Source organism: Clostridium sp. Marseille-P3244 (genome assembly GCF_900120155.1).
In the GTDB taxonomy this organism is placed as follows: domain Bacteria; phylum Bacillota; class Clostridia; order Lachnospirales; family Lachnospiraceae; genus Mediterraneibacter.
Map to the genome: position 1 here is coordinate 1,207,758 of NZ_LT635549.1, position 24,568 is coordinate 1,232,325.

Consider the following 24,568-nt stretch of genomic DNA (forward strand, 5'->3'; position numbering starts at 1 on the left):
GCGGGAGATTTTGTGCGGATCAGGGAGCCGCATAATTTGACAGGAATGGAGAGTGAAATATGGACGGATCAATGTTTATAGGGACATGGTGGGCTCTTGTGCCGCCGCTTCTGGCGATTTTGCTCGCTTTTATTACAAAGGAAGTGTACAGCTCCCTCTTTATCGGCGTGGCTGTGGGAGCCATGCTTTTCAGTGGATTTCATCCGTGGGAGTCTTTCGTCAACTTCTTTGATATCATGAAGAACAGCATGAATCTGAATATTCTGATTTTTGATGTGCTGCTGGGAATGATCATTGTCCTCATGGCAAAGTCAGGAGGATCTGCTGCTTACGGGAAATGGGCGGGGACCAAGATCAGGTCAAAACGGAGTGCTCTTCTGGCTACGGCAGGTCTCGGAGTCCTGATTTTCGTGGATGATTATTTCAACTGTCTTACTGTAGGTTCGGTAATGCGCCCCGTGACTGACCGATACAAAGTGTCCAGAGCGAAACTGGCGTACATCATCGACGCCACCGCGGCGCCGGTCTGCATTATCGCTCCGGTTTCCAGCTGGGCGGCGGCAGTCAATTCCTATGTGCCTGATGACGCGGGGATCAGTGGTTTCCAGCTTTTTCTGAATACGATCCCATACAATCTGTACGCCATCCTTACACTGGTGATGGTATTTTATATCGCGATCACGGCGTTTGACTTCGGGCTTATGAAGAAACATGAGGACAACGCGGCCAAGGGAGACCTTTTTACCAGTGGCGGAGAAGAATTCGAACAGGTCTCTGAAGATGAAGTTAATCCCAACGGAAAGGTGATCGATCTGGTACTTCCCGTGGCGGTGCTCATTGTGTCGGCGATCGGAGCCATGATCTATACCGGATATCTGGGAGGAGCCACGGATATCATCACGGCATTCTCCGGATGTGACGCGGAAACCAGCCTGATCTTCGCAACGATGGTCACCGTGTTCTTCATGCTCTTTCTTTATCTTCCGAGAAAAGTGGTGACGTTCAAAGGCTTCATGGACAGCCTCGTAGACGGATTCAAGCTGATGATCCCGGCGGTCACGATCCTTATTTTCGCATGGTCCCTGAAAGGGGTGGGGGATGCCCTCGGGCTTGCGGATTTTGTGGGACACGTGGTGGGAGACAACGCTTCCGCCAGCATTTTCATCCCGGCAGTCCTTTTTGCGGCGGCAGTGTTTCTGTCCTTTTCCACAGGAACATCCTGGGGGACATTCGCGATCCTGGTACCTATCGCCACGGCTATGTTTCCCGGAGGAACAAATATGCAGATGATGATCATTTCAGTATCGGCAGTCCTGGCGGGAGCAGTGTGCGGCGATCACATTTCACCTATTTCGGACACGACGGTCATGTCTTCGGCAGGCGCTCAGAGTAATCATATCAATCACGTGACCACTCAGATGCAGTATGCGGCTGTCGTGACGGTTATCAGTTTCGCGGGATATATTCTGGCAGGATTCGTACATATCTGGTGGGTAGTGCTGGGAGTGAGTCTGATCGTGCTTCTGGGAGTGCTTACGGGAATGAGAGTGTTCCTGGGCAGAAAGCAGGGCCGGGCAGATGGATGATCCAGGAAGATCCCGGTCAGATGGGAGCGTGTGCATCCGTGCTCCCTATATCGACCAGAGCGGGGCGTATCCTACGGGATGCGAGAGTGTATCCGCGGTGATGCTCCTTCAGTTCCTGGGAGTGGATATCACAGTAGATGAATTTATAGAGAACTGTCTGGAAAAGAAGGAATTCGAGGAGAGAGACGGGGAGCTCTTCGGACCTGACCCGCGGAAATATTTCTGCGGCAGTCCTTATGATGAGGACTCTTTCGGCTGTTACGCCCCGGTGCTCGTGGATGCTCTGAGGAAGACGCTGGGGGACGGGTACGATATCGTGGATGAGACGGGAACTCCCACGGAAGAGCTGATCATGCGTTATATTGAGAAAGGGATGCCGGTCATCTACTGGGCCTGCATCAATATGCGGGAGCCGGTGACAGGTCCCTGCTGGCATCTGTATGACACAGGTGAAATGTTCACCTGGATCTCCAATGAACACTGTATGCTTCTTGTGGGATATGATGAAGAGGGGTACTATTTTAATGATCCTTATGAGAACAATGGGCGGATTCATTATCCGAAAGAAATAACAGAAGACCGCCACCGGGCCCAGCATATGCAGGCGGTGGCGGTCAGGAAAAAAGATTAGAGCAGCTGGATGCCGTTTTCAGCTGCTTTTGTTATGACTTCTTCAGGCCACAGAGAGGACTGGACTTCTCCGATATGAGCCTTTCTCAGATAGTACATGCAGATACGGGACTGGCCCACGCCTCCTCCGACGGTATAGGGCAGTTCTCTGTTCAGCAGCGATTTCTGAAATGGAAGGTCGGCGCGATCCTCACAACCGGCGGTCTTGAGCTGGCTTCTGAGGGAATCTTCATCTACCCGGATCCCCATGGAAGAAAGCTCCAGGCCGATATCCAGCACCGGGTAATAAACGATGATGTCTCCGTTTAAATCCCAGTCATCATAGTCCGGAGAGCGGCCGTCATGCTTTTCTCCAGATGCGAGCACTTTCCCGATCTGGGAAATGAATACAGCGCCTTTTGCCTTGGCGATACGACGTTCTCTCTCTTTGGGAGGACAGTCCGGGAACATATCTTCCAGCTCCTGGGAGGTGATAAAGAAAATGTCATCCGGGAGAAGTGGTTCAATGTAATTATATCTTCTGGATATGTAATCTTCTGTATCCTTAAGCGCACTGTAGACTTTCCGTACGGTATATTCCAGCGTTTCCATGTTCCGCTCTTCTTTGGAGATGATCTTTTCCCAGTCCCACTGATCAACATAGAGAGAATGGATATTGTCTGTATCTTCATCTCTGCGGATGGCGCTCATGTCTGTATAAAGCCCCTCACCAGAGTGAAATCCGTATTTTTTTAAAGCATATCTTTTCCATTTGGCAAGAGAGTGGACGATTTCCGCTGTTGCCTCGTTCTGTTCCCTGATCCCGAATGTGACCGGCCGCTCCACGCCGTTTAGATTGTCGTTCATGCCCGTCTCGGGAAAGACGAACAGGGGGGCGGATACCCGGGTCAGATGGAGAGATTTGGCAAGTGCCCGCTCAAAATGGTCCTTGATCTCTTTGATGGCTACTTCTGTCTCGCGGATCGTGAGAGGAGAAGAGTAACCCTCAGGTATTTTCAGCTGTTCCATTGTCTGGTCTCCTTTAAAACTGCTTAAATTAAAAAGTTCCATTCTATTTTAAAGGGTGCGCGGACAGAAGTCAACAGCAGGGACATGTCAGCGTGTGGAGATAAGAAAGATGTGTGAGAATAAAAGTTTGGAAAGTAATTTTATAAAAAAGTAATTAACAGATAATTTATATAAAAAATTATGAAATAACTAAAAATAGATTGACAATATAAAAAAAGAGTGATATTATAAACACAACAAATAAAACACCTGACGGACAGGGAAACGAAAGCTCAGATGACTGGATACAGAGAAAGATCATAATGACGAGAAAGTTATGAGAGAAGAAAAATCTGTATCAGACAGATATGTCATCGAAGGATCCGGCAGGAATCCAGGAAAAGGAGGTACAGACCACCGGGAACGTAGGTCACTCTATCTGCAAGGGATAGAAATCAAAAAAATAATAAAATGGAATTACCACACTGAAGATGGATGTTGATCAGCACAGTTTGATTGGCATCCATCTTCTCTGTCTTGTGTTTGGAAGAAAAAATTGATAAAATAACTCTATGGCAAAAACAAGGAATCAAAAAGCAAAAATCTTATATTTACTGAAGCTGTTCCGGGAAGAGACAGATGAAGAACATCCTATTTCCCGTAAGGAGATCGAGGAAAGGCTGGCGGATATGGGGATCCGCGCGGAACGGAAAAGTCTTTATGACGATATTGAGACTCTGAAAAATTTTGGCCTGGATATCGCATACAGAAAAGAGCGCCCTGAGGGATACTATCTTGCGGGGAGAGAGTTTGAGCTGCCGGAGCTGAAGCTGCTGGTGGACGCTGTGCAGGCATCCCGGTTTATCACGGAAAAAAAGTCAGATATCCTGATCCGGAAGATCGAGAAGCTGACAAGCAGATATGAGGCCGGAAAACTTCAGCGTCAGGTAGTAGTCGCGGACCGTATCAAAGCCATGAATGAAAGCATATACTATAATGTGGACAAGCTGCATACGGCTATCGCGCAGAACCGGCAGATCACCTTCCGTTATTTTGAGTGGACAGTATCCAGAGAGATCCGCATGAAAAAGAACGGAGGAAATTACAGGGTGAGTCCGTGGGCGTTGACCTGGGACAATGAGAACTATTATCTCATCGGCTACGATATGGACGCGGATCTGATCAAACATTTCCGGGTAGACCGGATGCTCCATATTGAGCTGCTGGAGCTTAAGAGAGAGGGAAGAGAAGAGTTTGGCCGGTTCGATCTGGCCCGTTATACGAAGCGTACATTCGGGATGTTCGGAGGAAATGAAGAGACTGTCCGCATCCGGTTCCATAACAGGTACGTGGGAGTTGTAATGGACCGTTTCGGTAAGAATGTGTCTTTACGGCCGGACGGGGAAGAGCACTTTATCGTCCGCGCGGAAGTTGCTGTCAGTGAGCAGTTTTATGGATGGCTTACCGGACTGGGACGGGATGTCCGCCTGCTTTCTCCGCAGTCCGTAGTAGAAGAGTACAAAAGCCTTCTGGAGGACCTGGGCACAATCTATCAGAGGGACGATGGCGGGAGTGCCGGCACTTTTATGGAGAAATAATAATAAATAAGAGATAAGGTGGGTATTATGAATTTAAATGAAATCTTTCAGAGTATACAGGAGTTTGATCTGAATGCGGTGGTATCTGAGATCAGCGGAAACGGGCATGTACTGACTGGGACAGAGATCACGGTTTTGGCAGTGACAGCGGTCTCAGGTCTGCTTTTGTGTCTGCTGGGGCTTAAGATCATACGGATTTGGGCCGCGCTTATGGGGCTGGCACTTGGGTTTGCCGGTGTGTGTACGGCAGCAGCGGCAGCGGGGCTGGACGGAACAGTGGCTTTGATCGGAGGGCTGGCAGCGGGGATCATACTTGCGGCGCTGGGAGCGGTTCTATACCGGGCCGGTGTGTTTGTGGTGGTATTTTTTTCTGCAGGATTTTTTTGTATCCAGGTGATCAGTCCGGAGAATCAGGCGATGCTGGCGGTTTGTCTGGTCATCGCTCTTGTGGCGGCGATCCTCTCCGTGAAGTTCCTTGTGATTATTACGATACTTGCCACATCGGTCTGCGGCGGAGCGGCGTGCGGAACAGCGGTCAGTTTTCTTCTGTCAGTGAACAACGGACTTATAAGGCTCCTTTTGTGCGTTGTTATCAGTGTTGCCGGTGTGCTTGTTCAGCTTCTTCTGGAATCCAAGAAGCAGAAGCGGAAAAATCTGGAGAAAGCGGCGGAGATCCGGGAAGAATCCTCTACGGCAAATGAGGTAGAACGGGCCCGGGCCGTAATGGAGGATATTGATAAGTAAAGTCCGTTTTATGACACACCTGATCTGATAGGATGGTTTCAGACAAAGAAAATCGTATCAGAGAAAGGTGTGTTTTATTATGTATATCAGAAAGTCGGTTTTAGGAATGATGGTAGCGGCAGGAGGAGCGGCTGTTCTGGCTGTACTGGCGGTGCTGTTCTGTTTCACTGAGATCCGGATCCCGACGGCTGTGTATGGGGCGGCATGGTTTGGATGCCTGTATGCAATGCTGGCTGCCACATCCAGGATCTACAGGTAAATGGAAGACACAGAGCGTCAAAAAGTCAGAGTTCTTTCGGTTGTCACCGGATGATCATATGATGTATAATGGAGTACGGACAATAAAGAAAGGGGGCTCTGCGTATGAAGATCGATATGCACTGCCACGTCAAAGAAGGTTCCATTGACAGCAAAGTAGGGCTTGAGGAGTATATTACGATCCTGAAGAAACATGGCTTCCAGGGAATGGTCATCACGGACCATGACACCTATAATGGGTACAGGTACTGGAAAGATCATATAAAAGGAAAGAAACATTCGGATTTTGTCGTCCTGAAGGGAATCGAGTACGATACCAGGGACGCCGGGCATATCCTTGTGATCATGCCGGAAGGTGTAAAGATGCGTCTTCTGGAGATGCGCGGGATGCCTCTGGCGCTGCTTATTGATCTGGTGCACCGAAACGGAGGCGTCCTGGGACCGGCTCATCCGTGTGGGGAAAAATATATGAGTTTTACCAATGCCAGACGGTTTTATCAGTCACCGGAGATCGTGAAGAGGTTTGATTTTGTGGAAACCTTTAACAGCTGTGAGTCTGTCCGTTCCAACGCGGGAGCGGAAAAACTGGCCCGGAAGTACGGAAAAGTGATGACCGGAGGGAGTGATTCCCACAAGCCTGACTGTGTGGGCAGAGGTTATACGATTCTGCCGGAGCCGGTGACCTGTGAGACGGAACTGATCTCGCTGATCCACAAAAAGACAGTGTTCCGGGCCGGCGGTACGCTTTATGAGAAGACCACGAAGGAGAGGATCGGGAAGATCAACAAGCTGCTGGTCTATTCATTCTGGATATATAACAAGAGCGGCGAGCTCATGAAACGGCGGGGCAGGAATAAAAAGATGGTAGAAGAACATCCATTTGATCCCATCGATCCGGTTGAGCTCTATTATCATTCGTGACAGGACAAGTATGGGAGGACAGGCTGTTTGGAGGCATACACGAGTTTCGCGTCAGTATATGACACATTTATGGACAATGTCCCTTATGAAGAATGGGGAGGATATATACACGGACTGCTCTTAAAATACGGGGCAGAAGACGGGATCGTCCTTGATCTGGGCTGCGGGACTGGGACAATGACAGAGATTCTGGCTGGCTTCGGGTATGATATGATCGGTGTGGACAACTCAGAAGATATGCTGGAGCTGGCCATGGAAAAACGGCTGAGATCCGGCCGGGATATCCTGTATCTGCTGCAGGATATGCGGGAGTTTGAGCTGTACGGAACAGTGCGCGCGGTGGTGAGCGTGTGCGATTCTGTCAATTATATCACAGAGCCGGAAGAGCTTGGTGAAGTGTTCCGTCTGGTCAATAACTATCTGGATCCGGAGGGCATCTTTCTTTTTGACTTCAATACAGAGTATAAATACAGAGAGATTCTGGGAGACCGGATATTTGCCGAGGACAGGGGCGCGTGCAGTTTCATCTGGGACAATTATTATTACGAAGATGAACGGATCAACGAATACGATCTGACATTATTTATACAGGAAAGCGGCAGATCAAAGAGACAGGATCCCGACGGCGGGGAACTGTACCGGAAGTATCGGGAAACCCATTACCAGCGAGGATATACACTGGAAGAGATCCGGTCCCTGTTGAGGGAAGCGGGGCTTGTTTTCGTGGAGGCATATGACATGGATACGCACGAAAGGCCGTCTGGAACCAGTGAACGGATCTGCGTGATCGCCCGGGAGCACGGCAAGCAGATGGAAAACACGACAGGAAGAGGAGAAAGGAAGAGATGAAAGATTATATTGTAAGAGCGTCGGCAGCTGACACACAGATCCGCGCTTTTGCCGCGGTGACGACGGAGCTGGTGGAAGAGGCGAGGACGCGTCACGGGACCAGTCCGGTAGCCACAGCCGCCCTGGGGCGTCTTCTCACCGGGGGAGTCATGATGGGAAGCATGATGAAGAATCCGGAGGATATCCTGACCATCCAGATCCAGTGCTCCGGTCCCATCGGGGGACTTACCGTGACAGCGGACAGCCAGGGAAATGCAAAAGGGTATGTATACGATCCGGGCGTGATGCTGCCCCCGAAGAACGGGAAGCTGGATGTGGGCGGCGCGCTGGGACAGGGTATAATGACTGTAGTTAAAGATATGGGACTGAAAGAGCCATATTCCGGACAGACCATTCTCCAGACCGGAGAGATCGCGGAGGACCTGACCTATTATTTTGCCACTTCGGAGCAGGTGCCGTCCTCCGTGGGACTGGGCGTACTCATGGAGAAGGATAATACCGTCCGCTGCGCCGGAGGATTTATCATACAGGTGATGCCCTTTGTCCAGGACGCGGTGCTGGACCGGCTGGAGGAAAATGTCCGGAATGTCTGCTCCGTGACTTCCATGCTGGATAACGGTCATACGCCGGAGGAGATGCTCTCCCAGGTACTGGAGGGGCTGGATGTCGAGATCACGGACACGATGCCGGCAAGGTTTTTCTGCAACTGTTCCAGAGAGCGGATCGAGAAGGCGATCATCAGTATCGGAAAAAAGGACATCCAGTCTATGATCCGGGACGGGGAGGATATTGAAGTGAAATGCCATTTCTGCAACAGGGCATACAATTTTACGGTAGAAGATTTAAAGGAACTGCTGAAGAAGAGCAGATAGAAAGGCGGGAACAGGATGAGACACGGATTTGTCAGAGTGGCGGCGGCCACACCGGATATCCGGGTGGCAGATGTAGAATTTAATACAGAGAAGATCTGCGAAGAGATCAAAAAGGCCTGCGAAAACAGGGCAAAGATCCTTGCATTTCCCGAGCTTTGCGTGACAGGATATACCTGTGGGGATCTGTTTACCCAGGATGTGCTCCTGCGGGCGGCCAGGGACGGTCTGTTAAAGATCGCGCGGTACACGGCAGACAAGGATATCCTTGTATTTGTGGGTGTGCCTCTCTGTGTAGAAGGCAAGCTGTACAATACGGCGGCGGCTGTCAACCGTGGCAGGGTCATCGGGATCACGACCAAGACTTTTCTCCCTAATTACGGGGAGTTCTATGAAATGCGCCAGTTTACGCCGGGCCCGGACAGAGCAGGATATATCAGTTTTGAAGGGGAGCAGGTGCCTTTCGGTCCGCAGATTTTGTTTAGGGCAGAGGGGATGGAAGACCTTGTGGTCTCTGCCGAGATCTGCGAGGATGTCTGGTCTCCGGTGCCGCCCAGCATCCGGGCCGCGGTAGAGGGAGCCACGGTGATCGTGAACTGTTCGGCCAGCGACGAGACCATCGGGAAGGACGCATACCGCCGGGAGCTGATCGGGGGGCAGTCCGCCCGTCTGATCGCGGGATATGTGTATGCCAATGCCGGTGAGGGAGAATCTACCACAGACGTGGTGTTCGGCGGTCATAATATTATTGCGGAAAACGGCGCTCTCTTAAAAGAATCCCGCCGGTATCACAATGAGATGATCTGTTCGGAACTGGATATCCAGAGGATCGTCAGCGAACGGCGGAAAAATACGACATTTAAGGCAGAGATGGAACATACTCTGATCCAGGTGCCCTTTACTATAGAGAACGAAGAGACGGAACTGTCCAGAGTCTTCCCGAAAAAGCCTTTTGTGCCTTCGGATGAGGGGCTGCGCGCGCAGCGCTGCGAGGAGATCCTCACGATCCAGGCGATGGGACTTAAAAAGCGGCTGGCTCATACCCATGCCAGGACAGCGGTGGTGGGAATCTCAGGCGGACTGGATTCCACCCTGGCGCTGCTGGTCACCGCCCGGGCATTTGAAATGCTGGGCAAAGACAAGAAAGAGATTATCGCGGTGACCATGCCCTGTTTCGGGACGACGGACCGGACATACCGCAACGCATGCGATATGGCCCGCAAGACAGGGGCATCTTTGAAGGAGGTTCCCATCGGCGAGGCGGTGGAGATCCATTTCCGGGATATCGGACAGGATCCGGAGGACCATGATGTAACCTATGAAAACGCGCAGGCCAGAGAACGGACTCAGGTACTGATGGACATTGCCAACCGGACAGGCGGCATGGTGATCGGTACCGGCGACATGTCGGAGCTGGCTCTGGGATGGGCCACCTATAACGGGGATCACATGTCCATGTACGGGGTGAACGCGTCCGTGCCGAAGACGCTGGTGCGCCATCTGGTGAAATACGCGGCGGATGAGACGACAGATGAAGAGCTGAAGCAGGTGCTCTATGATGTGCTGGACACACCGGTCAGCCCGGAACTGCTTCCGCCCAAAGACGGAGATATCGCCCAGAGGACAGAAGATCTGGTGGGGCCCTATGAGCTTCATGACTTTTTCCTCTATTACATGCTCCGTTTCGGCTACGGGCCGGCAAAGATCTTCCGGCTGGCAGAGGCGGCGTTTGACGGAGATTATGAGAAAACCACGATACGCAAATGGCTGGAGACCTTCTGCAGAAGATTTTTTTCCCAGCAGTTTAAGCGGTCCTGTCTGCCGGACGGCCCCAAGGTGGGGACTGTGGCTCTTTCGCCCAGGGGAGACCTGCGGATGCCCAGTGATGCCTGCGCGTCGGCATGGCTGAAGGAACTGGAAGAGATCACAGTAGAGGAGGAACAGAAATGAAACTGATCCGGACACAAGACGCGGTGGGAAGTGTGCTCTGCCATGATATTACGCAGATCATCCCCGGGGTGGTAAAAGGCCCGGTATTCCGCAAGGGACATGTGGTGACCAAGGAGGATATCCCGGTGCTCCTTTCCGTTGGGAAGGAACATCTGTATGTGTGGGAGAAGCAGGAAGGAATGCTCCATGAGGATGAGGCTGCGGAAGTGCTCCGCCAGGTCTGTCAGGGAGACAATATGACGGCCTCTGACCCGAAGGAAGGAAAGATCGAGCTGACCGCCAAGATGGACGGTCTGCTGAAGATCGATCACGAAAAGCTGAATGCCGTGAACGGGATGGGACAGATGGTGATCGCTTCCCGGCATGGCAATTTTCCGGTGAAGAAGGGTGACAAGATCGCGGGTATGCGGGTTGTCCCACTTGTCATAGAAAAGGAAAAGATGGACCGCGTAAAAGAGATCTGCGCCGGCGGGCCGCTCTTCAGGCTCCTTCCGTACCGGAAGATGAAAGCCGGGATCGTGACAACAGGGAGCGAGGTTTTTCACGGGAGGATCGAAGATCAGTTTACTCCTGTGGTCATTGAGAAACTGAAAGAATTTGGCGTGGAGACAATGGGAAATACTCTGTGCAGTGATGACTCTGATATGGCAGCGGACGCAGTCCGCTCGTGGATCGCCCAGGGCGCGGATATGGTCGTCTGCACCGGAGGGATGAGCGTGGATCCGGACGACCGGACTCCTCTTGCCATCCGGAAAGCAGCGGATGAGATCATTACATACGGGGCTCCGGTGCTGCCCGGGGCCATGTTCATGCTGGCTTACAAAGGTGAGATCCCTGTACTGGGCCTGCCGGGCTGCGTCATGTACGCGAAACGCACGATTTTTGATCTGGCCCTGCCCCGCATTGTAGCGGGAGAGCGGCTTAAGGCCGAAGATTTTACCGTGCTGGGCGAGGGAGGGCTGTGTCTGAACTGTCCGGTCTGTACCTTCCCCAACTGCGGGTTTGGAAAGTAAGTTTCAGAAGGGAGACAAAACGTGTTATGAATATTCAGGAAAAAACTGAAGCATATCTGGGAAAGGCAGTTTCCGAGGCATCCGGTGAAGAGATCTACGCCGCCCTGTTCTCTATTGTCCAGGAGATGGCGGCGGAGAAGGAGCGCACGGACGGAAAGAAGAAGCTGTACTATATCTCCGCGGAATTCCTGATCGGGAAACTGCTGTCAAATAACCTGATCAATCTCGGCATTTACCAGGAAGTGAAAGAGATGCTGGAGAAAAACGGCAGGAGTCTCGGTGAGATCGAGGAGATCGAGCCGGAGCCTTCTCTTGGAAACGGCGGGCTGGGAAGGCTGGCGGCGTGTTTCCTGGACTCTGTGGCCACACTGGGCCTGGCCGGGGACGGCATCGGACTGAACTATCATCTGGGCCTCTTCCGGCAGGTGTTTGAGGATCATCTGCAGAAGGAGACGCCTAATCCCTGGATCGAGGACAGATCCTGGCTGAAACGGACGGATGTGGTGTACCCGGTGGAGTTCGGAGGACGGAAGGTCAATGCCAGGATGTACGACATTGAAGTGACTGGGTACAACAATAAGACGAATAAACTTCATCTTTTTGACCTTGACTCCGTGGACGAGTCCATTGTGGGAGAGGGGATCGATTTTGACAAAGAGGACATTGAGCGGAATCTGACGCTCTTCCTGTATCCGGACGACAGTGATGAAAAGGGAAGACTGCTGCGCATCTACCAGCAGTATTTCATGGTGAGCAGCGCGGCTCAGCTGATCCTGGACGAATGTACGGCAAAGGGCTGTGATCTCTATGACTTGCCGGATTACGCGGTTATCCAGATCAATGACACGCATCCGACCCTGGTGATCCCGGAGCTGATCCGGCTCCTGACCGGAAGGGGGCTGGACATGGACGACGCCATCGACGTGGTGTCCCGCACATGTGCCTACACCAACCACACGATCCTGGCGGAGGCGCTGGAGAAATGGCCCCTGGCCTATCTGAAAAAAGTCGTGCCTCACCTGGTCCCGATCATCGAGATCCTGGATGACAAAGTCCGGAGAAAATTTGACGATGAGAGTGTCGCTGTCATCGACCGCAGTGACACGGTACATATGGCCCATCTGGATATTCACTACGGCTTCAGCGTAAACGGAGTTGCGGCTCTGCATACGGAGATCCTCAAAGAGTCGGAGCTGAACAACTTCTATAAGATCTATCCGGAAAAATTTAACAACAAAACTAACGGCATTACTTTCCGCCGCTGGCTTATCCACTGCAATCCGCTTCTTACGGAATTTCTGGATGAGACCATCGGAGACGGGTACCGACAGGACGCGGATGAGCTGGAACGTCTGCTGGACTATCAGGAGGATGACCGGGCGCTGGAGCGCCTGCTGGCCATCAAGCAGGAGAACAAGACGGCGCTGGCCGCTTATCTGAAGGAGACCCAGGGAGTGGAGATCCGTCCGGATTCTATCTTCGATATCCAGGCAAAACGGCTCCATGAGTACAAACGGCAGCAGCTCAATGCGCTTTACATTATTGATAAATATCTGGAGATCAAATCCGGGAAGATCCCGCCTGCTCCGGTGACGGCGATCTTCGGGGCAAAGGCGGCGCCGGCCTACGTGATCGCCAAGGACATCATCCATCTGATCCTCTGCCTGCAGGAGATCATCAACAATGACCCGGAAGTCAGTCCCTGGCTGAAAGTGATCATGGTGGAAAACTATAACGTGACCAAAGCTGAGAAACTGATCCCGGCCTGTGATATCTCCGAGCAGATCTCTCTCGCGTCCAAGGAGGCCAGCGGCACCGGCAACATGAAGTTCATGCTCAACGGCGCGGTGACGCTCGGGACAGAGGACGGCGCGAATGTGGAGATCCACCAGGCAGTGGGCGATGACAATATCTTCGTATTCGGCGCGTCCAGCGATGAAGTGATCCGCCATTATGCAGAGGCCGATTATAAGGCGAAAGACTATTACGAGAAAGATCCGGCCCTGAAGGCTGCTGTGGACTTCATCACCGGGCCGCAGATGCTGAAGGCCGGCCGCAGGGAGAACCTGGAGCGGCTTCAGAAAGAGCTGATCAATAAAGACTGGTTTATGACATTTCTGGATTTTGACGCCTACAAAAAGGCCAGGGAGAAGGCGCTGAAAGCCTACGAAGACAGAAAGTCCTGGGCAAAGATGATGCTGGTCAATATCGCGAAAGCCGGGTACTTTTCCTCTGACAGGACCATCCGGGAGTATAACCGGGATATCTGGAAACTGTGACCGTGCCGGAAAAACTGATATCTGGAGGAAGTAAGAGATGAAACGATCAGGCGGGATTTTACTGCCGGTATTTTCCCTTCCGTCGAAATACGGGATCGGATGTTTTTCAAAAGACGCATATAAATTTATAGATCTGCTGGAGGAGGCCGGGCAGTCCTTCTGGCAGATCCTGCCCCTTGGGCCCACCGGGTATGGCGATTCTCCCTATCAGTCATTCTCCACCTTTGCGGGCAATCCCTATTTTATCGATCCCGGGACTCTGGTCCGGGAAGGGCTGCTGACAAAAAAAGAATGTAAGTCCTATGATTTTGGCGGAACCCCCGGCTGCATCGATTATGAAAAAATCTATCAGTCCAGATTCCGCCTGCTGAGAAAGGCATACTCACGTTTTGAGAAGAATAAGGACTATGAGGAATTTACGGAGAAGAACCGGTTCTGGCTGGATGACTACAGCCTGTATATGGCCATTAAGGACAAAAATGAAGGGACAGCCTGGACCCGATGGGAGGCACCTCTGAAGAACCGGAAGGAAGAAGCGCTGGACCGGATCCGCAGGGAACTGACTGAAGAGATCGATTTCTACCGGTTCCAGCAGTATGAGTTTGACAGACAATGGAGAAAGCTCCATGCCTATGCCAATAAAAAAGGCATCCGGATCATCGGGGACATCCCCATTTATGTCGCCTTTGACAGCGCGGATACATGGGCGGCCCCGGAACTGTTCCAGTTCAACGAAAACAAGGAGCCTACAGGTGTGGCAGGATGCCCGCCGGACGCGTTCTGCGAGACAGGACAGTTGTGGGGCAATCCCCTCTATGACTGGGAATATCATAAAAAGACAGACTACCGGTGGTGGATCCGGCGAATCCAGTACAGCCTGCGGATGTACGATATTGTACGGATCGATCATTTCCGTGGGTTTGATGAGTACTATTCCGTGCCCTACGGGGAGAAGACCGCGGTAAACGGGAAATGGATGCCGGGACCCGGCATGGACCTGTTCCGTGCCGTTGAGAAAAAGCTGGGACAGCCGAAGATCATTGCCGAAGATCTGGGCTACCTGACGCCCAGTGTGCTCCGGCTGCTGAAAGACAGCGGCTTCCCCGGCATGAAGGTGATACAGTTTGCCTTCGATTCCAGGGAATCCTCCGATTATCTGCCCCATACTTATCCGAGAAACTGCGTGGTCTATACCGGGACCCATGACAATGACACGACCCGGGGCTGGTATCACACCGTGGGGAAAGAAGCCAGAGACTTCGCGAAAGAATATATGTGCAAACAGAGACTGGACGAAGATACACTGGCGAAAGATTTTATCTCCCTGGCCATGGGAAGCGTGGCTGATCTGTGTATCATCCCTCTGCAGGACTATCTCGGACTGGGAAGCGAAGCCCGCATCAATACTCCGTCCACGCTGGGCGGGAACTGGGCATGGCGGCTGACGAAAGGGCAGTTCAATAAAAAAACAGCAAAAGAAATAAAACGGATTACAAAACTCTATGGGAGAATCTGAGTTTGTTGAGGGAGGAGGATGCCAAGCTGGGAAAGGAAGAGGATATCCATCTCGGGCACGCTTTCGCTCGGGGCTGCAACGCAGCGGCATATAAGGGCACAAAAGACGCGCCCTAAATGCCGGCGTTGCTGCACGGCCCTCGACGGACACCTCTTTCTTTCCCGGCTTCCTATCCTACCGTCTCAACAATCTCGCGATTTAGAAGTGATTGAGAAAGTGGAACGTTATCGACTATATGGTCTGCCTTCAAGAAAGTCAGAAAACATATGCCAGAGATCCGTGGATGTCAAGGCCAATCCGCATTACGGGCGGTGCTTCGCAGCCCTGATATCTACGGATCTCTGGCATAAAGAATACCCAGGCGGAGTAAGCAGCATCCTGCCGCTTACTCCGCCATAATAATACCTGGAGCCTAAATGTTTCTTTTTCCAATATAGTACCTGTCTCGTGTTACTTTCAAATCGCGGGTTTGCTGCGGGGGGGATGAATCATGACGCCGGAGAGGCTGGATAAAGTGCAGGAAAGGGAAAGAGCCGCGGGTGGAAGAACCTTTCTGCGGCGGCAGATGGGTGAACCGGTGACTTTGGAGGAATCCGATGGAAAAACTTAAGGGACTTAGAATCCGCCGTTAAGCAATCCGATGAGATTGTCTGAGCGAATGCGAGTTGCTCATCGGATTGCTTTGTATTTAGGCGGGGTCTAAGTCCCTTTATGTTTTTCCCGGATTCCGGAACGGAGACGGGGACACCCATCTGTTGCCGCAGAATACGTTTTTCGATACCAGCTTTTTTCTGTTTTCTACGCTTTCTCCATCCTTCCCGGTGGCCACATCCACCAACCCAACAAACTCAGATTTGTTCATTTTTTGTTACGTTTTATCAGCAGCCAGTAAGTGAATATGATCATCGCGATAACGCATAGTATGCTATCTATTTTTACCCCTCCTTTCAGAATTCTTTCCGGTTTATGATGGATATGCTGATCTTCATGGAGATCAGCCAGAGTATGATGGCCACAGTGATCGCGAGAGCGGCCCCCGCTCCGATACCCAGGGCGGGAAGTCGGTTAATGATGCCCGCAGGATCCATGTTCAGGGATTCGGATACCTTAACGATAACGACGCCTATGACAAACAGCAGACCGATGGAAGCGATGATGGCGATCCGGCCCTTTTCTCCTCCGAATTTAATCTGGAACGGCAGCATGACGGCCTGGATCAGAAACATCAGGATCAGTATGATCAGAGCGGATACTATGACATCGTGCAGTGACACCGTGCCCTTCAGCATGCCGGTGATGCCCGCCAGGATCCCGGCTGCTATCCAGGCACCCAGTCCCAGGATCAGACCAAGACAGTATTTTTCTATGATATAGGTCGGGCGGGTGACAGGCAGGCTGAATAAAAAGGGATAGCCGTTGTCAAATTCGTCATAGCTGACTGTGCTCAGTGTAAACAGAGAGACGATGAAGGTAAGGAATCCCAGTGGAAATACGATGTCGTCTGAAAAAAACATCATTCCGATCACGACAGCGATAATGATCAGGAAGAAATTCTTTTGTCCTTTCATCAGTTTAAAGTCTTTGATCAGTAATCCTTTCATAATTTTTCACGTATAATCCAATCATATTAGATAGTGATTGGATTTTCTCCTTTCTCCCAGGTTCTACTGGGTAATTCAATCCTAATCTGATATATTTACTTAAGCACTGTGGATCTGTATCTATACTTTTACAGCTTTGACTGTTCCGAGGTGACTCAGACCACAGCTTTTCGTCTATTACTGTTAATCAGTTTGTTAACGCTTGACGTTTCTATTTACGTGATTACACAGCCGAATTCCCTGTGGAAGACAACAGTGCTAAATACATATCAGGAGGTATTTTTTATGTCCATGTACTTTGTTGGAATTGATATTTCCAAGTACAAACACGATTGCTGCATCCTCTCCGCAGTTGATCAAAACGTCGTTACGAAATTTGCTATCAAAAATGATAACTCTGGATTTCAACAGCTTATCAAAACTTTACATTCGCTCTCCAATTCCGAGGATATAAAAATAGGGTTTGAATCTACTGCCCACTATGCCCTCAATCTGAAACTTTTCCTTGAGAATGCCCACCACAGCTTCATGGAAATCAATCCACTCCTCATCAAGGAATATAAGAAATCCACTTCTCTCAGGCGTACCAAAACCGACTCCGTTGACTGCGAATCAATAGCCCGCTGGTTAATGACAGTAGAGTACAAACCCCATTCAAAAGGATTTTACCATGCTTACTCTTTAAAGTCACTAACTCGTTTAAGAGACAGGCTGGTTCGGCAGCGCTCTTTCTATCTTGTGAAAATCACAAACGTTCTGGATCACACTTTTCCTGAGTTTAAGCCATTCTTTCATGAGCGCTTATCTAAAACTGCTCTGTATCTGCTCGAAAACTACGGTTCTGCTGAAAAAATGGCACGAATGAATGCCGCTTCTTATGAAAAACTCCGCTCCTTATCAAGAGGACGTTTCTCCCCACAGCAGTTCCTTCAGCTAAAAGAACTTGCTGCCAATACGGTCGGCATAAATAATTCTATCTTTGATGTGGAACTCAACAGCCTTCTTACGTTATACAAATCTCTTGTAAAGGAGATTGGCACACTGGAAGCAGAAATCAACAAGTTGATCGAGGAGGTCCATCCTCACTATATGTCCGTTCCCGGAATCGGTCCCATATCTGCCGCTGTCATCTACTCTGAATACGGAGATCTGTCAAATTTTTCTACACCGGCTCAGATGCTCGCCTTTGCCGGTATTGAACCTGGCATAAACCAATCTGGAACAGAATCTCACGGAGGGCGGATGGTAAAACACGGCTCATCACAGCTCCGGTATACTCTCATCAACTGCTGTCTTCCATTAATCCGTTTTGATATGACATTCGCGGCTTACTACGCTAAGAAGCGCGCGGAAGGCAAACCCCACAGAGTCGCGATCACTCATGTTGCCAAAAAGCTTGTTAGAGTCATCTATGCATTGGAGAGGCAGGGAACAGACTTTAACGTCCAAAAGCTCAGATAGCTGTTTAAATCAATAAACTTTGTTCCATCTGAAATACGCTGTATTCAGATGGTCTGTTAAAGTTACCCTTTTTTATACATCAAAAAACTTCCAAAATCCTCTTGACTATTTATAGTTTGTCACCTCGTATCATCATCGTGATCACTTCGTCGATGGTTCCTTTTTCGATGACCGCAGCAGGATAGTTATCCACATAATACTGTTTCTGGTCTGTCAGGCAGCAGTAACCGTATCCCTCTTTCCTGACCCGTAAAAGAAAGCGTTTGTCCAGGGCTTCATACTGGGCGTCACTGACTTTCAGCAGCGCATAGCCGCTCAGAAGGATATCCGTATCCTCGTGCAAAATGATCTTGCCTTCGTGGATCATGTACAGGTCATCGCACAGTGTCTCCAGATCGCTGGAAATGTGGGAACTTATCAGGATCGAACCATTTTCATTCCTTTCCATGAAATCTCTCAGGATATCCAGGAGTTCATCTCTTGCGATGACGTCCAGTCCTGCGGTAGGCTCGTCGAGCAGAAGCAGTTCGGCGCGATGGGAGACTGCCGCCAGTACTTTCAGCTTGGCCTTCATGCCTGTGGAAAATTCTTTGATCCGTTTGTCCAGAGGCAGCTGAAATTTCATGGTCTGTTTCATGAAATATGACTGGTCAAAATTCCGGTACAGATTTTTCATGACCGGCAGGATATCCCGGATGGTCAAGTATCCGCTGAAACCGGAGTCAGAAAGGACTACGCCCAGTTTCTCCTTGTCACGGGCAGTAAAATCCCGGAGATCCTTTCCAAGAATTGTAACAGTCCCGCTCTCCGGCGAGATCAGTCCCAGGACTGCCTTGAATGTGGTGCTCTTTCCGGCGCCGTTCTGGCCGATGAGGCCGGTCACGCAGCCAGGTTTAACTTCCAGGGTGCAGTCCAGCGTAAAATTGGCATAGTGCTTTTGCAGTTGTTGGATCTTTAACATATATCAGCCCTCCATAATCAAGTCAAATAAACTTTTTATATCATCGTCGCTGATGCCGTAGCGTCTGCCCTTCTGGACAGCCTGTTCCAGGTCTGCCTCCAGTTCTTTCTTCTGCTCTTCCAGCAAAAGTTCTGTATTGACCGAGGCTACATAGGTTCCCTTTCCGTGTACAGTCACCGCGAACCCTTCGTCTTCCAGGCTGTCGTACGCCTTTTTGACAGTCAGAGCACTGATCTTCAGCTCTTTGGAAAGGGTGCGGACCGACGGAAGGATATCATTTTCTTTCAGTCCGCCGTTGCGGATGAGGGTTTTTACCTGATCTATGATCTGCTCGTATATCGGCACCATTGAGGTCGTGTTGATTATAATTTTTATCACCGGTGGTTCCTCCTTTTATGTATAACAGCATATAACAGTGATTAACTGTTGTCAAGTGTTATATACTGTTTATTTCTATTTTTTGAATATTTTTTAAAAATCTGTTGACATATATCCGAAATCGGATATAATAAGAATGTACGAAATCGGACAAGGAGTTGAAAATATGCATTATCTGAAAACGGGCAGACAGTATACATATCTGGCAGGGGAGATCAATGCACTGTACCATGAAGCTGCTGTTAAAGCGGGCGTTTCGGACAGTGTCCAGAATATTTTATATGTGTTGTGTGAAAATGGAGAGGAATGCCGGCAGAGTGAAATAAGCAGACTGACCGGCATCAGCCGTCAGACGATTAATTCGGCCATCCGGCGGCTGGAAAAGGACGGGATCGTTTATCTGAAACAGGGAAAAGGAAGAAATACGATCGTCTGTCTGACTGAGAAGGGCAGGGAATTTTCATCTGAAAAAATCAGTCCTTTACTGGAAGCGGAAAATAAAATCTGGGAAGAATGGACAGCTGACGAACAGCAGCAGTATTTAACGCTCACGCAAAAATACCGTGACGCGCTGGAGAAGTATCTGAAAACTGTTTTCTGAAGCGGTCCTTATGAAGGAGCGATCGAACATGAACAGAGAAAATAAACGAAAATTATACGAGAAAGGCTATTATAAAACCCATGGATGCAGCGACAGTTTTACATGTAAAGTATGCGGACGCCCGGTTGTGCCGGCCGGAGCCGGAAGCTCACACCGCAATCATTGTCCCAATTGTCTCAGCAGCCTGCATCTGGATATCGAGCCGGGAGACCGGGAGGCTGACTGCGGAGGCATCATGGATCCGGTGGGCGTCTGGATCCGAAAAGACGGGGAGTGGGCGGTCATACACCGATGCCGCAGATGCGGACATTTCAGTTCCAATCGGATCGCGGCGGATGACAATCCGATGAAACTGATGTCCATCGCGATGAAACCGCTGACTCAGCCGCCGTTCCCTCTGGAGCGCATCGAGGAGATGACGGCGCTTATGGGAGGAGACGGGTGCCTGTACAGGAAGTGACAGGATGGATTAAAACGAGGAAGGAATCAGAATTTTCTGGTTCCTTTTCTTACTTTACTGTGATAAAATACAAAAGTAATGCGTCCTGCACACCGGGCCGCATTTGCCTCAGTTGATTTTAATTATGAAAGGAAGTACATATATGGCATATGAGAAGATCCTGGCGATGGGGAATGAGGCGATCGCCCTGGGAGCGATCCGGGCAGGAGTCCGCATGGCGGCGGGGTACCCGGGCACTCCGTCCACAGAGATCCTGGAGACCATCGCAAAGCATAACGACGGCCATATCCATGTGGAATGGTCGGTAAATGAGAAAGCAGCCATGGAAGTGGGAGCCGGCGCGGCCTACGCGGGAGCCCGCACGCTGGTCACGATGAAGCAGGTGGGGCTGAACGTGGCCTCAGATCCGCTGATGAGCCTTGCTTATATGGGGGTGAAAGGCGGCATGGTGATCGTGTCCGCGGATGATCCGGGTCCGATCTCTTCCCAGACCGAGCAGGATACAAGGACATTCGCCCAGTTTTCCAAGCTGCCTGTGTTTGATCCTTCCTCTCCGGAAGAGGCTTATGAGATGATCGGAGAAGCATTTGAATTTTCGGAGAAATACAGTACACCGGTACTGTTCCGTCCTACCACAAGAGTCTGTCACTCCTGCGCCAGCATCACGCTCCTGCCGGATATGGAAGTGCAGGAACCGGAAGGGTTTGTCAAAGATACAATGCGGTGGGTCATTTTCCCCCGTACATCTTATCTGAATCATATCCGGATCGAGAAGCGGAACCGGGAACTGTCAGACATACTTTCTGATTATCCCCGGAATTTTGTCCAAAATGGAACGGGAGCCGGAGGGAATATCGTCAGAGGCGTGGCGGCGTCCGGCGTGAGCTTTGCCTACACGATGGAAGTGCTTCCGGAGACAGTGCCTCTCCTGAAGATCTCCACACCCCATCCGTTTCCGGAACGGCTGGCAAAGGAATTCCTGGAATCTCTGGATGAAGTGCTGGTGCTGGAAGAACTGGATCCGATGGTGGAGAGAGAGCTTCTCCGGATCGCGGGGAAATATCATCTGCCGGTAAACATATACGGCAAGCTGACCGGGCATACGAAAAATGCCGGGGAGAACAGTGCAGAGAGTATCCGCGAGGATCTCAGGAAATTTCTGGGAGAGGCCGGAGAAGAAAAAGAAGCTGCACTGGGGAAACGGACAGAACCCTCTGCTCCGGAACTGCCGGTACGGCCTCCGGTACTCTGCGCGGGCTGTCCCCACAGAGCATCCTTCTATGCGGTGAAGAAGGCGATGAAGGGGAAAAAGGCAGTATTCTGCGGTGACATCGGATGCTATACCCTTGGAAATGCAAAGCCTCTTGACATGGTGGACACCTGCCTGTGTATGGGTGCCGGCGTGACCATCGCCCAGGGACTCTCCGCCATTGAGCCGGATGTGGTGAATTTTGCCTTTATCGGAGATTCTACCTTTTTTGCGTCAGGGATCACAGGCGTGGTGAACGCGGTATATAATGGAAATGATATCGTGCTTGTCGTGCTGGATAACTCTACTACGGCTATGACCGGCCATCAGCCCCACCCCGGAACAGGCAGGAATATCATGGGGGATGTGGCGGCAAAGGTGAGCATCCGGAAGATCCTGGAAGGAATCGGTGTGGAACAGATCTATGAGTCAGATCCGCTCAAGTTGGATGAGGCAGCAGAGACCGTCCGAAAGGCGGCGGAAGGAGACGGTGTGCGCGCGATTATTTTCAAATCCCCGTGTATCGCGGTGACAAAACCGCAGACCGGTTATGAAGTCAGACAGGATCTGTGCCGTCAGTGCAGGGCCTGTGTAAGAGAACTGGGATGTCCGGCAATCATTATGGAGGGAGAAATGGTTAAGATCGATCCGTCTCTTTGTTATGGCTGCGGCATCTGTGCGTCAGTCTGCCCGTTTGATGCGATCACGGAAAGAAAAGAACAGGGGGTGACAGGCGATGAATAAGAATTGTCTGCTGTGCGGAGTCGGCGGCCAGGGAGTGGTACTGGCGTCCCGTCTGATCGCCTTCGCGGCTATGGAAAAGGGGAATTTTGTGCGGACGACAGAGACCATCGGCATGGCTCAGCGGGGAGGCTCTGTGGTCAGTCATGTAAGGATGGGAGATCAGGTACATTCGCCTCTGATCCCTGAGGGAGAGGCAGACGTGATCCTGGCGTTTGAACCGGGCGAGGCAGTCCGCTGTCTTCCCTATTTAAAAAAGGGAGGACTTGTGATCACCAACCACCGGATCGTGAAGCCGGTGACTGCCAGCCTTGGCGGGAGCAGTTACCGTGCGGAAGAAATGCTGAGCTTCCTGAATGAAAAAGCCGGGCGTCTGATCGTGATCGACGGTGGGGAACTCTGCCGCAGGGCAGGATCGCCGAAAGTGCTGAACACGGTGCTGCTGGGAGCAGCCTCTGAGTGCGGCGCGCTCGGCATTACAACAGAAGAGATGAAGGAAGCGGTCCGGGCGAATGTGAAAGAAAGATTTGTCAGTCTGAACGAAAAAGCTCTGGATCTGGGCAGCGGCGCGGTAAAGGAATCTTCAGAAGACCGGGATTATAAGGCAGGAGGAGAACAGCCATGAAAATGACAGAACTTCAGTTTGAAATGATCAAAGAAAATCTCCGTCAGCTTACATCAAAGGAGTGTTTTTACAAAGAAAAATTAAAGGAATTTGATATTGAAGCGATACAGTCCCAGGAGGATTTTGAGAAGCTTCCCTTTACATGGAAGGGAGATCTAAGAGAGGCTTATCCTCTGGGACTGCAGGCGGTGCCTGACGAAGAGGTGGTGCGTATTCATTCCTCCTCGGGGACAACCGGGATTCCGGTGATCATTCCCTATACAAAAAAAGACGTGGAAGACTGGGCAAAAATGTTTGCCCGCTGCTATGAGATGGCAGGGATCACAGCCCTGGACCGGATCCAGATCACGCCGGGGTACGGACTGTGGACCGCCGGGATCGGGTTCCAGGCAGGAGCAGAATACCTGGGGGCCATGACGATCCCTATGGGACCGGGAAATACAGAAAAGCAGCTGCGGATGATGCAGGATATGAAATCAACGGTACTCTGCGCGACATCTTCTTATGCGCTGCTTCTGGCGGAGGAGATCGGCAGACGGGGGCTGACCGATAAAATCTGTCTGCGCAAGGGAGTTATCGGTTCAGAGAGATGGGGCAGCAAGATGAGGGCCCGCATCGCGGCCGAGCTGGGTGTACAGCTCTATGACATTTACGGGCTGACAGAAGTGTACGGGCCGGGGATCGCCATGAGCTGTGAGTACGAGTGCGGCATGCATTACTGGGACGATTATCTCTATTTTGAGATTGTAGACCCTAAGACCGGGGAGAACCTGCCGGACGGAGAAGTAGGAGAGCTGGTGATCACAACTCTCAGGAAACAGGGAGCGCCGCTGATCCGTTACCGTACCCATGATCTGACCAGATTCATTCCGGGAGAATGTCAGTGCGGTTCAAAATTCCCGCGGATCGATACACTGATCGGGCGGACAGATGACATGGTAAAGGTGAAAGGAGTCAATATATTCCCGAGCCAGATCGAGGAAATGCTGAAGAATGTCCCTGAAGCTTCCAGCGAATATCAGTTTATGCTGGACCATCTGTTCGGGAAAGATGAGTGTACGCTCTTTGTGGAAGTGAATAAGGGTGTGGACAAAAAGCAGGCAGAGACAGCGATCCAGAAGGCGTTTAAGGATAAGATCGGTATCCTGGTGCATGTAAAGCCGGTCTCCATCGGAGACCTTCCGAGAAGTGAGAAGAAGTCCACAAGGATATTTGACAACCGGTATTGATAAGAAATTTTAGAGTGCGTTCGGTTTTTCTCTTGACAAATGTTTTTGATAAGGGTACCATA

The 24,568-nt window shown here is 50.9% G+C and carries 24 protein-coding genes; 19 read left to right on the forward strand and 5 right to left on the reverse strand.

The window, feature by feature from the left end; all coding sequences use genetic code 11:
• Nucleotides 1-59: 59 nt before the first annotated feature.
• The gene (locus BQ7367_RS07495; RefSeq protein WP_072524871.1) at nucleotides 60-1,586 is read left to right on the forward strand and encodes a Na+/H+ antiporter NhaC family protein; all 1,527 of its coding nucleotides are present in this window, start codon (nucleotides 60-62) and stop codon (nucleotides 1,584-1,586) included.
• Nucleotides 1,579-2,217, forward strand: coding sequence for a C39 family peptidase (locus tag BQ7367_RS07500; protein WP_072524872.1), 639 nt, complete (start codon nucleotides 1,579-1,581; stop codon nucleotides 2,215-2,217). Before BQ7367_RS07495 ends, BQ7367_RS07500 begins: the two co-directional genes overlap by 8 nt.
• On the opposite strand, the gene asnA is transcribed toward BQ7367_RS07500, so the two are convergent.
• Nucleotides 2,214-3,224 carry an aspartate--ammonia ligase gene (asnA, locus tag BQ7367_RS07505; RefSeq protein WP_072524873.1) on the reverse strand — a complete coding sequence of 337 codons (1,011 nt, stop codon included), beginning with the start codon at nucleotides 3,222-3,224 and terminating at the stop codon, nucleotides 2,214-2,216. The two genes, BQ7367_RS07500 and asnA, sit on opposite strands and share 4 nt — an antisense overlap.
• A 316-nt stretch (nucleotides 3,225-3,540) precedes the next feature.
• Between asnA and BQ7367_RS14450 the strand changes: the two genes are divergently transcribed.
• The 11 genes from BQ7367_RS14450 (at nucleotide 3,541) to malQ (ending at nucleotide 15,200) form a co-directional block, all read left to right on the forward strand.
• Nucleotides 3,541-3,705: a hypothetical protein gene (locus tag BQ7367_RS14450; RefSeq protein WP_159431635.1), complete on the forward strand. Its 165-nt coding sequence runs from the start codon at nucleotides 3,541-3,543 to the stop codon at nucleotides 3,703-3,705.
• Nucleotides 3,706-3,775: 70 nt separating this feature from the next.
• Nucleotides 3,776-4,801, forward strand: a complete 1,026-nt coding sequence (locus tag BQ7367_RS07510) for a helix-turn-helix transcriptional regulator (RefSeq protein ID WP_072524874.1) — start codon at nucleotides 3,776-3,778, stop codon at nucleotides 4,799-4,801.
• Nucleotides 4,802-4,828: 27 nt separating this feature from the next.
• Nucleotides 4,829-5,545 (forward strand): hypothetical protein, encoded by a 717-nt coding sequence (locus BQ7367_RS07515; RefSeq protein ID WP_072524875.1) that lies wholly within the window; start codon nucleotides 4,829-4,831, stop codon nucleotides 5,543-5,545.
• Between the two features lie 79 nt (nucleotides 5,546-5,624).
• Entirely contained in the window at nucleotides 5,625-5,804 is a 180-nt protein-coding gene (locus BQ7367_RS07520) for a hypothetical protein (RefSeq protein WP_072524876.1), read from the forward strand.
• Nucleotides 5,805-5,908: 104 nt separating this feature from the next.
• Entirely contained in the window at nucleotides 5,909-6,724 is an 816-nt protein-coding gene (locus tag BQ7367_RS07525; RefSeq protein WP_072524877.1) for a PHP-associated domain-containing protein, read from the forward strand.
• Between the two features lie 27 nt (nucleotides 6,725-6,751).
• Nucleotides 6,752-7,573: a class I SAM-dependent DNA methyltransferase gene (locus BQ7367_RS07530; RefSeq protein ID WP_072524878.1), complete on the forward strand. Its 822-nt coding sequence runs from the start codon at nucleotides 6,752-6,754 to the stop codon at nucleotides 7,571-7,573.
• Entirely contained in the window at nucleotides 7,570-8,445 is an 876-nt protein-coding gene (gene hslO / locus BQ7367_RS07535) for an Hsp33 family molecular chaperone HslO (RefSeq protein ID WP_072524879.1), read from the forward strand. Before BQ7367_RS07530 ends, hslO begins: the two co-directional genes overlap by 4 nt.
• A gap of 15 nt (nucleotides 8,446-8,460) precedes the next feature.
• Nucleotides 8,461-10,392, forward strand: a complete 1,932-nt coding sequence (locus BQ7367_RS07540; protein ID WP_072524880.1) for an NAD(+) synthase — start codon at nucleotides 8,461-8,463, stop codon at nucleotides 10,390-10,392.
• Nucleotides 10,389-11,405: a molybdopterin-binding protein gene (locus tag BQ7367_RS07545; RefSeq protein ID WP_072524881.1), complete on the forward strand. Its 1,017-nt coding sequence runs from the start codon at nucleotides 10,389-10,391 to the stop codon at nucleotides 11,403-11,405. The genes BQ7367_RS07540 and BQ7367_RS07545 overlap by 4 nt, the downstream gene beginning before the upstream one ends.
• Nucleotides 11,406-11,431: 26 nt before the next feature.
• Entirely contained in the window at nucleotides 11,432-13,684 is a 2,253-nt protein-coding gene (locus tag BQ7367_RS07550; protein WP_072524882.1) for a glycogen/starch/alpha-glucan phosphorylase, read from the forward strand.
• 37 nt (nucleotides 13,685-13,721) lie between these two features.
• Entirely contained in the window at nucleotides 13,722-15,200 is a 1,479-nt protein-coding gene (malQ, locus tag BQ7367_RS07555; RefSeq protein WP_072524883.1) for a 4-alpha-glucanotransferase, read from the forward strand.
• 709 nt (nucleotides 15,201-15,909) lie between these two features.
• Here malQ and BQ7367_RS14455 read toward each other — a convergent pair.
• Both BQ7367_RS14455 and BQ7367_RS07560 read right to left on the reverse strand, forming a co-directional pair.
• Nucleotides 15,910-16,062, reverse strand: a complete 153-nt coding sequence (locus BQ7367_RS14455) for a hypothetical protein (protein WP_159431636.1) — start codon at nucleotides 16,060-16,062, stop codon at nucleotides 15,910-15,912.
• Nucleotides 16,063-16,147: 85 nt separating this feature from the next.
• The gene (locus BQ7367_RS07560; RefSeq protein WP_072524884.1) at nucleotides 16,148-16,801 is read right to left on the reverse strand and encodes an ABC-2 transporter permease; all 654 of its coding nucleotides are present in this window, start codon (nucleotides 16,799-16,801) and stop codon (nucleotides 16,148-16,150) included.
• A 285-nt stretch (nucleotides 16,802-17,086) separates the two neighbouring features.
• Here BQ7367_RS07560 and BQ7367_RS07565 point away from each other — a divergent pair, with 285 nt between their 5' ends.
• On the forward strand, nucleotides 17,087-18,262 hold the full coding sequence (locus tag BQ7367_RS07565; protein ID WP_072524885.1) for an IS110 family RNA-guided transposase: 1,176 nt from the start codon (nucleotides 17,087-17,089) through the stop codon (nucleotides 18,260-18,262).
• A 109-nt stretch (nucleotides 18,263-18,371) separates the two neighbouring features.
• On the opposite strand, the gene BQ7367_RS07570 is transcribed toward BQ7367_RS07565, so the two are convergent.
• Together BQ7367_RS07570 and BQ7367_RS07575 are read right to left on the reverse strand one after the other, a co-directional pair.
• Nucleotides 18,372-19,223, reverse strand: coding sequence for an ABC transporter ATP-binding protein (locus BQ7367_RS07570; protein WP_072524886.1), 852 nt, complete (start codon nucleotides 19,221-19,223; stop codon nucleotides 18,372-18,374).
• 3 nt (nucleotides 19,224-19,226) lie between these two features.
• Complete coding sequence (locus BQ7367_RS07575; protein ID WP_072526135.1) at nucleotides 19,227-19,598, reverse strand: GntR family transcriptional regulator; 372 nt, start codon at nucleotides 19,596-19,598, stop codon at nucleotides 19,227-19,229.
• Nucleotides 19,599-19,767: 169 nt separating this feature from the next.
• Here BQ7367_RS07575 and BQ7367_RS07580 point away from each other — a divergent pair, with 169 nt between their 5' ends.
• From BQ7367_RS07580 to BQ7367_RS07600, 5 genes are all read left to right on the forward strand, one after another.
• Nucleotides 19,768-20,202, forward strand: coding sequence for a MarR family winged helix-turn-helix transcriptional regulator (locus tag BQ7367_RS07580; protein WP_072524887.1), 435 nt, complete (start codon nucleotides 19,768-19,770; stop codon nucleotides 20,200-20,202).
• Between the two features lie 28 nt (nucleotides 20,203-20,230).
• Nucleotides 20,231-20,662, forward strand: coding sequence for an RNHCP domain-containing protein (locus tag BQ7367_RS07585; RefSeq protein ID WP_072524888.1), 432 nt, complete (start codon nucleotides 20,231-20,233; stop codon nucleotides 20,660-20,662).
• Nucleotides 20,663-20,804: 142 nt separating this feature from the next.
• A complete protein-coding gene (gene iorA, locus BQ7367_RS07590) occupies nucleotides 20,805-22,655 on the forward strand; it encodes an indolepyruvate ferredoxin oxidoreductase subunit alpha (protein WP_072524889.1) in 1,851 nt (616 codons plus the stop codon).
• Nucleotides 22,648-23,277: an indolepyruvate oxidoreductase subunit beta gene (locus BQ7367_RS07595; RefSeq protein WP_072524890.1), complete on the forward strand. Its 630-nt coding sequence runs from the start codon at nucleotides 22,648-22,650 to the stop codon at nucleotides 23,275-23,277. The genes iorA and BQ7367_RS07595 overlap by 8 nt, the downstream gene beginning before the upstream one ends.
• Nucleotides 23,274-24,506 (forward strand): phenylacetate--CoA ligase family protein, encoded by a 1,233-nt coding sequence (locus tag BQ7367_RS07600; RefSeq protein ID WP_072524891.1) that lies wholly within the window; start codon nucleotides 23,274-23,276, stop codon nucleotides 24,504-24,506. Before BQ7367_RS07595 ends, BQ7367_RS07600 begins: the two co-directional genes overlap by 4 nt.
• Nucleotides 24,507-24,568 lie beyond the last annotated feature (62 nt).

Excerpts from the sequence above, each read along its gene's own strand:
- BQ7367_RS07495 (WP_072524871.1), top strand. The coding sequence starts at position 60 with ATGGACGGATCAATGTTTATAGGGACATGGTGGGCTCTTGTGCCGCCG.
- BQ7367_RS07500 (WP_072524872.1), top strand. The coding sequence starts at position 1,579 with ATGGATGATCCAGGAAGATCCCGGTCAGATGGGAGCGTGTGCATCCGT.
- asnA (WP_072524873.1), bottom strand. The coding sequence starts at position 3,224 with ATGGAACAGCTGAAAATACCTGAGGGTTACTCTTCTCCTCTCACGATC.
- BQ7367_RS14450 (WP_159431635.1), top strand. The coding sequence starts at position 3,541 with ATGAGAGAAGAAAAATCTGTATCAGACAGATATGTCATCGAAGGATCC.
- BQ7367_RS07510 (WP_072524874.1), top strand. The coding sequence starts at position 3,776 with ATGGCAAAAACAAGGAATCAAAAAGCAAAAATCTTATATTTACTGAAG.
- BQ7367_RS07515 (WP_072524875.1), top strand. The coding sequence starts at position 4,829 with ATGAATTTAAATGAAATCTTTCAGAGTATACAGGAGTTTGATCTGAAT.
- BQ7367_RS07520 (WP_072524876.1), top strand. The coding sequence starts at position 5,625 with ATGTATATCAGAAAGTCGGTTTTAGGAATGATGGTAGCGGCAGGAGGA.
- BQ7367_RS07525 (WP_072524877.1), top strand. The coding sequence starts at position 5,909 with ATGAAGATCGATATGCACTGCCACGTCAAAGAAGGTTCCATTGACAGC.
- hslO (WP_072524879.1), top strand. The coding sequence starts at position 7,570 with ATGAAAGATTATATTGTAAGAGCGTCGGCAGCTGACACACAGATCCGC.
- BQ7367_RS07540 (WP_072524880.1), top strand. The coding sequence starts at position 8,461 with ATGAGACACGGATTTGTCAGAGTGGCGGCGGCCACACCGGATATCCGG.
- BQ7367_RS07545 (WP_072524881.1), top strand. The coding sequence starts at position 10,389 with ATGAAACTGATCCGGACACAAGACGCGGTGGGAAGTGTGCTCTGCCAT.
- BQ7367_RS07550 (WP_072524882.1), top strand. The coding sequence starts at position 11,432 with ATGAATATTCAGGAAAAAACTGAAGCATATCTGGGAAAGGCAGTTTCC.
- malQ (WP_072524883.1), top strand. The coding sequence starts at position 13,722 with ATGAAACGATCAGGCGGGATTTTACTGCCGGTATTTTCCCTTCCGTCG.
- BQ7367_RS14455 (WP_159431636.1), bottom strand. The coding sequence starts at position 16,062 with ATGAACAAATCTGAGTTTGTTGGGTTGGTGGATGTGGCCACCGGGAAG.
- BQ7367_RS07560 (WP_072524884.1), bottom strand. The coding sequence starts at position 16,801 with ATGAAAGGATTACTGATCAAAGACTTTAAACTGATGAAAGGACAAAAG.
- BQ7367_RS07565 (WP_072524885.1), top strand. The coding sequence starts at position 17,087 with ATGTCCATGTACTTTGTTGGAATTGATATTTCCAAGTACAAACACGAT.
- BQ7367_RS07570 (WP_072524886.1), bottom strand. The coding sequence starts at position 19,223 with ATGTTAAAGATCCAACAACTGCAAAAGCACTATGCCAATTTTACGCTG.
- BQ7367_RS07580 (WP_072524887.1), top strand. The coding sequence starts at position 19,768 with ATGCATTATCTGAAAACGGGCAGACAGTATACATATCTGGCAGGGGAG.
- BQ7367_RS07585 (WP_072524888.1), top strand. The coding sequence starts at position 20,231 with ATGAACAGAGAAAATAAACGAAAATTATACGAGAAAGGCTATTATAAA.
- iorA (WP_072524889.1), top strand. The coding sequence starts at position 20,805 with ATGGCATATGAGAAGATCCTGGCGATGGGGAATGAGGCGATCGCCCTG.
- BQ7367_RS07595 (WP_072524890.1), top strand. The coding sequence starts at position 22,648 with ATGAATAAGAATTGTCTGCTGTGCGGAGTCGGCGGCCAGGGAGTGGTA.
- BQ7367_RS07600 (WP_072524891.1), top strand. The coding sequence starts at position 23,274 with ATGAAAATGACAGAACTTCAGTTTGAAATGATCAAAGAAAATCTCCGT.